Source organism: Terrisporobacter muris (genome assembly GCF_024621905.1).
Classification (GTDB): Bacteria; Bacillota; Clostridia; order Peptostreptococcales; family Peptostreptococcaceae; genus Terrisporobacter; species Terrisporobacter muris.
The window spans coordinates 1-10988 of sequence record NZ_JANKBY010000106.1 but is presented as its reverse complement, the minus strand read 5'-3'; the positions used below and the strand labels follow the sequence as shown (position 1 = coordinate 10988).

Below are 10988 nucleotides of genomic sequence, written 5' to 3'. Positions count from 1 at the left end.
TAAGATTATATTTTTTTATTTTGGAGACACTCTAAATAAGTAAAAGTTTTTAGGGGGTATTCGTTATGAAAAGAATATTTTTAGTTGATACAGAAAATGTGAATATTACTGCTTTAAGTAGTGCAAATAAATTAAATGAAGAAGATATAATAATACTGTTTGTAACAGAGAGAACAAATTTATTTCAATTTGGAAGAGATAAATTAAAATGTTTAAATACAAAATCAAATATCTTGAAAATAGATGTTACTACAGGAGTAAAGAATAGTCTAGATTTTCAGTTAGTATCTTATTTAGGCCTTATAATAGGTCAGCATAGATATGAAGCTAATAATTATTACATAGTAAGTAAAGATAGAGGTTTTTTAAGTTCTATAAATCTTTTAGAGAATTGTACAGATCATAAAATTCAACTTATAAATAGTATTTCAGAATTATTTGAAGAAGAAGATGAAGTAGATAATATGATAGATAAATTTATAGAAAAAGGATTTAGAGCTAAAACAGCAATAAAAATGACATTGATATTAGCGGGATCAAAATCTTTATTAGATGCCCAAGATAGATTTCTTATAGAGTTTGGTGGAAATTTTACAATACTGTATAGATGTATAGATATTTTAGAAGATTATTACAATGAAAAATCTAATATTAATGAAACTGCATAAACGATGAATAAATTATATTAGGAGATAAAAAATGAACGCTAAAGATGAATTATTAAAATCACTTTTCCCACAAATCATTAATCATTTTGCAAGTTTAAAAAATATATCTTTAGAAGAAAGTAGAGATATATTTTTTAAATCTACTACTTATGCAAAACTTTGTGGTGAAAACGACTTCTACTCAAAAGGAATTGATTACATAGTAAATGAACTTGAAAATGAATATTTAACATTTAGTTAAATAAAAAACAAGTGTAGGTTAAACCTACACTTGTTTTTTATTGTAAGCATACATTGTTGACGACATGGAGTAATTTGATCATTTTTTTGTCTAAGGAGAGTAAATTTTTACTCAGTTAAAATATTTTCTATTTCTTCCAAATCTAAAATTTTAATATGACTTCTTGAATAATCAATAAGTCCCATGTCTTTCATATTAATCAATTCACGAGAAAGGGAAGGCCTAGTTATACCTAGCGATTCAGCAATTTTTTCTTTAGTTATTTTTAATTTGATATTTTCACTATTCTGTAATTTATATTCTGTGATTAAGAAATTGCAGATTTTTTGTCTAACACTACTAAAGGTTAAGTTAGTTATAGACTTATTTAAAACAAAAATCTTATTGCTTAAATCATTTAAAAACATTCCTAAAAAATCCTCATGAGAAGTGCAAAACTTTATAAAGTTGTCTTTACTTATAAACATGATTTTAGATTGTGTAGATGACATAACTGTTGCTGGATATAAATTGACATCGGAAAAAGCAATAACCTCTCCAAAAATATGTCCTTTACCAAAAGATGATACATGTATCACCTTAGTACCCAACATTCTTTTTATATCTATGTTTCCATCTAAAATTAAACCTATAGAAGTACAAGTATCTCCTTCTATAGCAATAATATCATTTTTTGAATAGGATTTTATTATATAATTAGAATCTTTAAAAAGATCTAAAAGATACTCTTCACTTTTATTTTTAAACATTTTATCTCCTTAAAATAATAATTTTTATTAGTATTAATTTTATCATAAAAATATAAACTTCATGTATATGTAACATATGTTACAGAATTAAAGTTAAGATTGAGGTATTATGGTTACAAGTAATACATAAGATAAGAAATAAAAAATACAAAGGAGATATATTATGAGTTTATTTTTAGGAAAAATACATTACTGGCTATTCAACAAAATTTTATGGTTTGAAAAACTGGAAAATGAAATAATAAATTTAGCAAAAGAAGAAGGATTTGAAGTAGAAAAATTAAATGGTGAAATCCAAAATAAATATGGAGAAAAATTACCGAATAAACCATTAGAAGAGTTAATAGACACAAGTAACATTCATGGATGGTTACAAAATCAAATCCACTGTGCTGAAAGAAGAATGGCAGCTTGGACAAAATTATTAATAGAAGCAGATGAAAATAATTATGGTGAATTAGAAAAAGTTTATAAAAATCAGGGGATAGTAGCAGCTAATGAGGTTAAATCTGAAGGTAATCTACCATCAACACCTGAAGAACTATTTAATTGTATGAATGATTATATCTTAGATGGTATGCCTTGTGATAGAGTAAATGAAGTTTCTTTAAAGGAAGAAAACAAAATTGGATGGCAACAAAGAATCTGTGTTCACAAAGATATATGGACAGAAGTTGGTTGTGATGTAGAAAACTTCTACAATTTAAGAAATGCATGGATAAAATCATTTATACATGAACTAAATAACAATTATGAGTATTTAATAGAAGAAAATGGTATGAGGTTAATAAGAAATATATCTAAATAAAACGTATACTAGGGAGAAAAATAATGAGTGGAATAGAGTTACTAATGACAGAACATAAATATGTTAGTCGTATGCTTGTAGTAATGAGAAATGCATGTTTAAATTTTATGGACAATAAAAAAATAGATTATGATGATTTTACAAAGATGATTGATTTTGTTAAAAATTTTGCTGATAATCATCATCACAAAAAAGAAGAAATTTTTCTATTTAACAAAATGGTAGAGTATCTGGGAGAAACAGGCAAAAATGTTATTACTCACGGAATGCTTGTAGAGCATGACTTGGGAAGAAACTACATGAGAAATTTAGAAGAAGCCTTAAATAAGTATAAAAATGGAGATAATGAAGCTGGATTAGATATAATAGCCAATGCCATATCTTATGCAACTTTATTAGAAAATCATATACACAAAGAAGATAATGTAATCTTTAATTTTGCGAATAGATCATTAAAGGAAGATGTTTTACAAGTTATAGATAAAGAATGCTTTGAATATGAAGAAAAAAACTCTTCCATAAGAGAAGAAAATATTGGTATACTAAACTTTCTAGAAGAGAAATATATATAAATAAAAGGAGAAATGATTATGATAACTAAAGATCAAACTATAGGTGAAGTATTACAATTAAATCCGAATGCAGCTAATATACTAATGAGATTTGGAATGGGATGCTTAGGTTGTCCATCAGCTCAAGTTGAATCAATAGAGCAAGCTTGCGAAGTACACGGACTTAACTTGGAAGAAGTTTTAGCAGCATTAAATGAAAAATAATTATTAAATAGAACCTCTTAGGAAATAAATCACCTAAGAGGTTTTTTAGCATGAAAAAAATAAAAATATCCATTAAATGAAAATAATAATTTAAGATAAATTTTTAAAATGTTATACTAAAAAATATAATAAGGAATAATAAGTAAAGATGATAAATGAGGTGATTAATAATTATGGAAGCAGAAAAAAGAATTAAAGAGCTTATTGATTTGATAAATTACCATAACGAGAGATATTACAATGATGATGCTCCAGAAATCGAAGATTTTGAATATGATAATTTAATGAAAGAATTAATTAAATTGGAAGAAGAGAATCCAAGCTTAAAAAGAATAGATTCTCCATCTAATAGGGTTGGCGGAAAAGCTTTAGATAAGTTTGACCAAATAACACATAAAATACCAATGCTTAGTTTGTCAAATGCATATTCAGCGACTGATTTAAGAGATTTTGATAGAAGAGTTAGAGATGCAGTATCTGGCGAAGTGGAGTATGTTATAGAGTTTAAAATAGACGGACTTTCAGTAAGCCTTACATATAATAATGGTCAGTTTGAAAAAGGTGCTACTAGAGGAGATGGTGTCGTAGGTGAAGACATTACAAAGAACTTAATGACAGTAAAAACAATACCTTTAAAAGTAGACTATGAAGATGAATTGATTGTTAGAGGAGAAGTTTACATTTCAAAAGATAATTTTGAAAAAATAAATAAACAACAAGAAGAGTTAGATCAACCTTTATATGCTAATCCAAGGAACTTAGCAGCAGGATCTCTTAGACAGTTAGATCCAAAATTAACAGCAAAAAGACCTTTAGACATATTCATATTTAACTTAGAACATTTAGAAAATGATAATTGTAAGACTCATAGTGAATCCTTAGAATTATTATCTAAGTTAGGATTTACAGTAAGTCCAGACTATAAGGTGTTTAACAATATAGAAGATATAATAAAATATATTGAATATTGGACTGAACACAGAGAAGAATTAAAATATGGAATAGATGGAATGGTTATAAAAGTTAATAACTTTGATCAAAGAGAACAAATGGGATTCACTGCAAAAAGTCCAAGATGGGCGATTGCTTATAAATTCCCAGCAGAAAGAAAGACGACAAAGTTATTGGACATAATTATAGAGGTCGGAAGAACAGGAAACATAACTCCAACAGCTTTATTAGAACCTGTTAGACTTGCTGGAACAACAGTAAGTAGAGCAACACTTCACAATGAAGATAACATAAAAGAAAAAGATATAAGAATAGGTGATATGGTAGTAGTTCAAAAAGCTGGAGATATCATACCTCAAGTTGTGGAAGTAGATAAAGATGCTAGAACTGGAGAAGAGTCAATATTTGAAATGCCTCACAAATGCCCTGTTTGTGGAGAACCTACTGTAAGATTAGATGGAGAAGCAGCAGTAAAATGTATAAATATGTCTTGTCCAGCTCAAATTAGAAGAGGAATTATTCACTTCGTTTCTAGAGATGCTATGAATATAGATGGTCTAGGTGAGTCAATAATAACATTACTATTAGAACAAAAACTTATAGCAGATGTTTCTGACTTATACTATCTTAAAAAAGAAGATATAGTAAACCTGGAAAGAATGGGAGAAAAATCAGCAACTAATCTTATAAATGCATTAGAAAAATCTAAATCTAATGACTTATATAGACTAATAAATGGTCTAGGAATAAAGCATATAGGTGTTAAGGGTGCAAAAATTATTGCAAATGAGTTTAAAGACTTGGATGTAATAATGAATTTAAATGTAAATCAACTTATCAACTTAGAAGAGTTTGGTGAAACAATGGCTGACAGTGTAGTTGAGTTCTTCAAAGAAGAAAAAAATATTTCTGTAATAGAAAAATTGAAGAATGCAGGTGTAAATACTAAAATAATTGACAATGATAATGAAGACATTATAAAAATATTTGATAAAATGAAAATTGTATTAACAGGAACACTACAAACTCTTAAGAGAAATGATGCAAAAGATATAATAGAAAAATTAGGTGGAAAAGCAACTTCAAGTGTTAGTAAATCCACATCTTTTGTTCTTGCAGGAGAAGAAGCAGGTTCAAAACTTACAAAAGCAAATGAATTAGGGGTTAAGGTAATAGATGAAGAAACCTTCTTGAATTTATCTAAATTATCTTCTCAAGAAGAAGTATTAGAGAGTTTAAAATAATCAGGAAACGATATAAATAATGTTTGGGCAAATGAGGCATTATTTTGTAGTAAATTAAATTGAATAGTGCTAAAATTATAACTATGAATAGATTAGAATAAGTATTGAAATAATAGATATTTTCAAAAAAAACTATAAGATTCTAATGAATAGATGAAGGCAAATGGGTAAAGTGAATTTTGCAGGAAAGGAAAAGTAATGATTAGAATTGATGGGAGAAAATTTGATCAAATAAGAGACGTAAAAATTACAAGAAACTTCACAAAGTATGCAGAAGGTTCAGTTCTAATAGAAATGGGAGAAACAAAAGTTGTATGTACTGCTTCAATAGAAGAAAAAGTACCTCCTTTTTTAAGAAATACTGGAACAGGTTGGATAAATGCAGAATATTCAATGTTACCTAGATCAACTCAACAAAGAAAAATTAGAGATGCTTCAAAAGGTAAAATTGATGGAAGGAGCCAAGAAATACAAAGATTAATAGGTAGAGCAATAAGATCTGTTGTAGACCTAAATAAACTAGGTGAAAGAACTATTTGGGTAGACTGTGATGTTATTCAAGCTGATGGAGGAACTAGAACTGCTTCTATAACAGGAGCATTTGTAGCTGTTGCTGAGGCTATTTATAAATTATACAGTAATGGATTAATCAAAAAAATGCCTATACAAAACTTTGTATCTGCAATAAGTGTTGGTATAGTTAATAATGAGTGTCTACTTGATATATGCTATGAAGAAGACTCAAATGCACAAGTAGATATGAACATAATAATGACTGATAGATGCGAATTTGTAGAAGTTCAAGGAACTGGAGAAGAAAGACCTTTTTCTAGAAAAGATTTAAATAAACTGTTAGAGCTTGGAGAAAAAGGGAATAAAGAACTTATAAGTATACAAAGAGCAGCATTAGGAGAAATTGCTGATGAAATATTAGGTATGGAATATGGTAATGATATAGTAATTTCTACAGGAAATGCACATAAATTAGAAGAAATAGGTGCAATACTAAAAGATTTAGATTATAATATACATTCTCTTAAAGATGTGAATTTAGGCAATTTAGATATTGAAGAAAATGGAAAAACATTTGAGCATAATGCCTTGATAAAAGCCAGAACAGTAGCTAAACTTACTAATATGATAACAATAGCTGATGATTCAGGGCTAGAGGTAGATGCAATAGGTAAAAAACCAGGAATTTATTCAGCTAGATACGCTGGAGAAAATGCTACAGACGAAGAAAATAGAGAAAAATTAATTAAGGCTTTAAAAAACACTCCAATCAGTCATAGGACTGGTAGATTTGTTTGTTGCATAGCAGTAGTATTTCCAGATGGTAAAGAGTTTGTAGTTAGAGGAACTTGTGAAGGTACTATAGCTTTCGAAGAAAAAGGTAAAAATGGATTTGGATACGATAGTTTATTCATAGTAGATAAATACAATAAAACTTTTGCAGAGTTACCATCAACTGTTAAGAATGCCATAAGTCATAGAGCCAGAGCTTTAGATCTTATGAAGGAAGAACTTTCAAGAAGAGTTATAAGATAATAAAGGATAAAATATATGAAAATAGGAATAATTAGTGATACTCATGGAGATATGAGAAGTATAGATAGAGCAATTCCATATTTAAAAAAATGTGATTTAATTATTCATGCTGGTGATTATATTAATGATGCAGAATACATATATTATGCAACTGATGTGAATGTTAAATGTGTAAAAGGGAATTGTGATTCATATGATTGCTATTCATATAGTATAGATGGAGATAATGAATTAAAATTTTCAGTTAATAATAAGAATTTTTTTGTATGTCATGGTCATTATCATAATGTGAAAATTGGTATTAACTCATTATATAGATTTGCAAAAGATAATAATATTGACTTTGTAGTGTTTGGACACACTCATATTCCTATATATGAAACAATAGATAATATTACTTTTATAAATCCAGGTAGCCTTGCATATCCAAGAGGTGGTAGCAATAAAGCTTTTGGAATATTAACAATAGATAATAATATTTCATATGAAGAAATAAAAATATAAACAAGAAGTGTTGAAATTAAGGGAACACTTGTAAATAAAAAACCTTGTATGATATAATTAAAGAGTTACCTATAAATTAGAATTATAATTTATAAAAATCATTACATAAGATATTTAGGAGGATAAAGTTAATGAAAGTAGAATTAATTAAAACAGAAGGCAATAAAGTAAGTTTTAAATTAACTGTAGATAACGATAAATTTGAATCAGCAATAGTTAAGGCTTACAATAAGAATAAAGGGAAATACAACATACCAGGATTCAGAAAAGGTAAAGCACCTAGAAAAATAATAGAAACTAACTACGGAAAAGGTGTATTTTATTCTGATGCTATAGATATACTATTCCCAGAGGTATACCCATCAGCTATAGATGAATTAAAAATAGATCCAATCGATATGCCATCAATAGATATAGAAGAAATAAGCAAGGATAACGGATTAGTTATATTAGTTGATGTAGAAGTTAAACCAACTTTTGAATTAGGTGAGTACAAAGGTGTTGAAGTAGAAAAAGTTGAAGAAACTGTAAACGAAGACGTTGTTACTGCTAAATTAGAAGAAATGAGAGAAAAAGCATCAAGATTAGTATCTGTTGAAAGAGAAATAGCTAATGGAGATACTGCTAACATAGATTTCGAAGGATTTGACGGAGAAGTTGCTTTCGAAGGTGGAAAGGGTGAAAACTATGACTTAGTTATAGGTTCAGGATCATTCATACCAGGATTCGAAGAGCAATTAGTTGGTAAAAAAGTTGGAGAAGAAGTAGAAGTTAATGTTACTTTCCCAGAAGAATACCATGCTGAAAACTTAGCTGGAAAGCCAGTTGTTTTCAAAGTTAAAGTAAATGATGTTAAAGTTAAAGAATTACCAGAGTTAAACGATGAGTTTGCTGCTGATACTACTGAATTCAATACTTTAGAAGAATTAACAGCTGACGTAAGAGCTAAAGCTGAAGCTGATGCTGCAGAAGCTGCTAAAAATGAATTAAGAAACAGAGTTATAGAAAAAGTTGTTGAAAATACAACAGTAGAAGTTCCAGAAGCTATGATTAAAAATGAAATAGAAAATCAATTAATGGAACTTAACTACCAATTACAATACCAAGGATTTGGAATGGAGCAATTCTTACAAATGACTGGTAAAACTATGGAAGAATTTAAAGCTGAATTCACTACTAACAGAAGAGAAGAAGCTGTAAAAAATGTTAAAACTTCATTAGTAATAGAAGCAATAGCTAAAGCTGAAGGTGTTGAGGTTTCTGAAGAAGAAGTTAATGCTGAAGTTGAAAAAATGGCAGCTGCTTATAACATGACTGTTGAGCAAGTTAAAGAAGCTTTAAGACCAAATGACTTAAAAGACATGGAAGGTCAATTAAAAATAAGAAAAACTATAGATTTATTAGTTGATAGTGCTAAAATAGCTTAGTTCTTTACAGTAGTCCCCCCGGGCTACTGTAAATTATATATTAAACATTCAGAGGGGGTATGATTTATGGCATTAGTACCTACAGTAGTAGAACAAACAGGAAGAGGAGAAAGAGCCTATGATATATATTCTAGATTATTAAAAGATAGAATAATATTTTTAGGTGACGAAGTAAATGATGTAACTGCTGGTCTTGTAGTAGCCCAACTACTTTTCTTAGAGGCGGAAGATCCAGATAAAGACATACATCTATATATAAATTCACCAGGTGGAAGTGTTACAGCAGGTATGGCTATATATGATACTATGCAATATATTAAACCTGATGTAAGTACAATATGTATAGGTATGGCAGCATCTATGGGTGCATTTCTATTAAATGCTGGTGCAAAAGGTAAGAGATATGCTCTACCAAATAGTACAATAATGATACATCAACCATTAGGTGGTGCAAAAGGTCAAGCAACAGATATAGAAATTCATGCCAAATGGATTTTACAAATAAAAGAAAGATTAAATCAAATTCTTTCTGAGAGAACAGGTCAACCATTGGAGAAGGTGAAGGCTGACACTGAACGTGACAACTTTATGAGTGCGATGGAAGCCAAGGAATATGGGCTAGTTGACGAAGTCATTGAAAAGGCCCATAGTTAGGAAAGAGGTGCTTGTTATGTCAAAATACGAAGAAAAAAGACAACTGAAATGTTCATTCTGCGGGAAAACACAAGATCAAGTAAGAAGATTAATTGCAGGTCCTAACGTTTATATATGTGACGAATGTGTGGAACTTTGTGATGAAATCATTCAAGAAGAAATTGAAGAAACTATGGAAGAGGATACTACATCTCTACCAAAGCCTAAAGAAATGATGGAGATTCTTAATGACTATGTAATTGGTCAAGAAAGAGCTAAAAAAATATTATCAGTTGCAGTTTATAACCACTATAAAAGAATATATAGTAAAAAATCTACAACTAAAGATATAGAAATACAAAAGAGTAACATCCTTTTACTTGGACCAACAGGTTCTGGGAAGACATTACTTGCTCAAACTTTAGCTAGAACACTAAATGTGCCATTTGCAATGGCTGATGCAACTTCTTTAACTGAAGCAGGATATGTAGGTGAAGATGTTGAAAATATTTTATTAAAACTTATTCAAGCAGCTGATTTTGACATAGAAAAAGCAGAAAGAGGAATAATCTATATTGATGAAATAGATAAAATTGCTAGAAAGTCAGAAAACCCATCTATTACAAGGGATGTAAGTGGAGAAGGCGTTCAGCAAGCTCTTTTAAAAATTCTAGAAGGAACTGTGGCTAATGTTCCGCCACAAGGAGGAAGAAAACATCCTCATCAAGAATTCCTAAAAATAGATACAACTAATGTATTATTTATTTTAGGTGGTGCCTTTGATGGCATAGAAAAAATAATTCAAAGACGTGGAACAGAAAAAACAGTAGGATTTGGTGCTAAGATTGAAAGTAAGAATGATACAGATTTAGGAAAGATATATGCTAAAGTTCTTCCTGAAGACTTACTTAAGTTTGGTATAATACCTGAATTTATAGGTAGAATACCTGTAGTTGCTACATTAGAGTTATTGGATGAAGATGCTTTAATGCAAATTCTACAAGAACCTAAGAATGCTCTAGTTAAGCAGTATAAAAAATTATTTGAACTAGATAATGTTGACTTAGAATTCGATGAAGATGCTCTAAGAGCTATAGCTAAAAAGGCTATAGATAGAAACACTGGGGCTAGAGGTCTTAGAAGTATAGTTGAGAGTGTTATGATGGAGACTATGTATGAAATTCCATCAAGAGAAGATATCAAGAAAGTAATAGTTACGAAAGAATCTGTTGCTGATGAAACACAACCAATTATGGTTCTTAAAGATAAAGAAGAAAGTGCATAATTAATATAAAAAGGAGCTTATATATTAATAAGCTCCTTTTATAATATTATGGGATTATTAAATTTAGTTTTATTATGCTAAATTAATATGTATTTTATATATAGCCTAAGATATGAACAAAATAAATATTTATAAATGAATTATTATTTTAAGA

General features: G+C 28.9%; 12 protein-coding genes. 11 read left to right on the top strand and 1 reads right to left on the bottom strand.

Annotation, left to right across the window (positions count from 1 at the left end):
• The first annotated feature begins 65 nt into the window (after window positions 1-65).
• Together NSA58_RS09860 and NSA58_RS09855 are read left to right on the top strand one after the other, a co-directional pair.
• A complete protein-coding gene (locus tag NSA58_RS09860; RefSeq protein WP_039679357.1) occupies window positions 66-668 on the top strand; it encodes a PIN domain-containing protein in 603 nt (200 codons plus the stop codon).
• A gap of 31 nt (window positions 669-699) precedes the next feature.
• Complete coding sequence (locus NSA58_RS09855; protein ID WP_039679358.1) at window positions 700-909, top strand: hypothetical protein; 210 nt, start codon at window positions 700-702, stop codon at window positions 907-909.
• A gap of 107 nt (window positions 910-1016) precedes the next feature.
• On the opposite strand, the gene NSA58_RS09850 is transcribed toward NSA58_RS09855, so the two are convergent.
• On the bottom strand, window positions 1017-1658 hold the full coding sequence (locus tag NSA58_RS09850; RefSeq protein ID WP_039678706.1) for a Crp/Fnr family transcriptional regulator: 642 nt from the start codon (window positions 1656-1658) through the stop codon (window positions 1017-1019).
• Between the two features lie 163 nt (window positions 1659-1821).
• Here NSA58_RS09850 and NSA58_RS09845 point away from each other — a divergent pair, with 163 nt between their 5' ends.
• The 9 genes from NSA58_RS09845 (at window position 1822) to clpX (ending at window position 10834) form a co-directional block, all read left to right on the top strand.
• Window positions 1822-2466 (top strand): hypothetical protein, encoded by a 645-nt coding sequence (locus tag NSA58_RS09845; RefSeq protein ID WP_039678705.1) that lies wholly within the window; start codon window positions 1822-1824, stop codon window positions 2464-2466.
• Between the two features lie 23 nt (window positions 2467-2489).
• Window positions 2490-3038: a hemerythrin domain-containing protein gene (locus NSA58_RS09840; protein WP_074429843.1), complete on the top strand. Its 549-nt coding sequence runs from the start codon at window positions 2490-2492 to the stop codon at window positions 3036-3038.
• An 18-nt stretch (window positions 3039-3056) separates the two neighbouring features.
• Window positions 3057-3242, top strand: coding sequence for a DUF1858 domain-containing protein (locus NSA58_RS09835; protein ID WP_039678703.1), 186 nt, complete (start codon window positions 3057-3059; stop codon window positions 3240-3242).
• 173 nt (window positions 3243-3415) lie between these two features.
• The gene (gene ligA / locus NSA58_RS09830; protein ID WP_074429844.1) at window positions 3416-5437 is read left to right on the top strand and encodes an NAD-dependent DNA ligase LigA; all 2022 of its coding nucleotides are present in this window, start codon (window positions 3416-3418) and stop codon (window positions 5435-5437) included.
• Window positions 5438-5635: 198 nt separating this feature from the next.
• Entirely contained in the window at window positions 5636-6985 is a 1350-nt protein-coding gene (gene rph, locus NSA58_RS09825) for a ribonuclease PH (protein ID WP_039678701.1), read from the top strand.
• Window positions 6986-7000: 15 nt separating this feature from the next.
• Window positions 7001-7489, top strand: coding sequence for a metallophosphoesterase (locus NSA58_RS09820; RefSeq protein WP_039678700.1), 489 nt, complete (start codon window positions 7001-7003; stop codon window positions 7487-7489).
• A gap of 131 nt (window positions 7490-7620) precedes the next feature.
• Window positions 7621-8916, top strand: coding sequence for a trigger factor (tig, locus tag NSA58_RS09815; protein ID WP_039678699.1), 1296 nt, complete (start codon window positions 7621-7623; stop codon window positions 8914-8916).
• 66 nt (window positions 8917-8982) lie between these two features.
• A complete protein-coding gene (gene clpP / locus NSA58_RS09810) occupies window positions 8983-9570 on the top strand; it encodes an ATP-dependent Clp endopeptidase proteolytic subunit ClpP (RefSeq protein WP_039678698.1) in 588 nt (195 codons plus the stop codon).
• A gap of 16 nt (window positions 9571-9586) precedes the next feature.
• Entirely contained in the window at window positions 9587-10834 is a 1248-nt protein-coding gene (gene clpX, locus NSA58_RS09805; RefSeq protein ID WP_039678697.1) for an ATP-dependent Clp protease ATP-binding subunit ClpX, read from the top strand.
• Window positions 10835-10988 lie beyond the last annotated feature (154 nt).

What these genes read in the sequence shown, in the direction of transcription:
- NSA58_RS09840 (WP_074429843.1), top strand. Translation starts at nt 2,490, where the DNA reads ATGAGTGGAATAGAGTTACTAATGACAGAACATAAATATGTTAGTCGT.
- NSA58_RS09860 (WP_039679357.1), top strand. Translation starts at nt 66, where the DNA reads ATGAAAAGAATATTTTTAGTTGATACAGAAAATGTGAATATTACTGCT.
- clpX (WP_039678697.1), top strand. Translation starts at nt 9,587, where the DNA reads ATGTCAAAATACGAAGAAAAAAGACAACTGAAATGTTCATTCTGCGGG.
- NSA58_RS09820 (WP_039678700.1), top strand. Translation starts at nt 7,001, where the DNA reads ATGAAAATAGGAATAATTAGTGATACTCATGGAGATATGAGAAGTATA.
- NSA58_RS09835 (WP_039678703.1), top strand. Translation starts at nt 3,057, where the DNA reads ATGATAACTAAAGATCAAACTATAGGTGAAGTATTACAATTAAATCCG.
- ligA (WP_074429844.1), top strand. Translation starts at nt 3,416, where the DNA reads ATGGAAGCAGAAAAAAGAATTAAAGAGCTTATTGATTTGATAAATTAC.
- NSA58_RS09845 (WP_039678705.1), top strand. Translation starts at nt 1,822, where the DNA reads ATGAGTTTATTTTTAGGAAAAATACATTACTGGCTATTCAACAAAATT.
- NSA58_RS09855 (WP_039679358.1), top strand. Translation starts at nt 700, where the DNA reads ATGAACGCTAAAGATGAATTATTAAAATCACTTTTCCCACAAATCATT.
- rph (WP_039678701.1), top strand. Translation starts at nt 5,636, where the DNA reads ATGATTAGAATTGATGGGAGAAAATTTGATCAAATAAGAGACGTAAAA.
- NSA58_RS09850 (WP_039678706.1), bottom strand. Translation starts at nt 1,658, where the DNA reads ATGTTTAAAAATAAAAGTGAAGAGTATCTTTTAGATCTTTTTAAAGAT.
- clpP (WP_039678698.1), top strand. Translation starts at nt 8,983, where the DNA reads ATGGCATTAGTACCTACAGTAGTAGAACAAACAGGAAGAGGAGAAAGA.
- tig (WP_039678699.1), top strand. Translation starts at nt 7,621, where the DNA reads ATGAAAGTAGAATTAATTAAAACAGAAGGCAATAAAGTAAGTTTTAAA.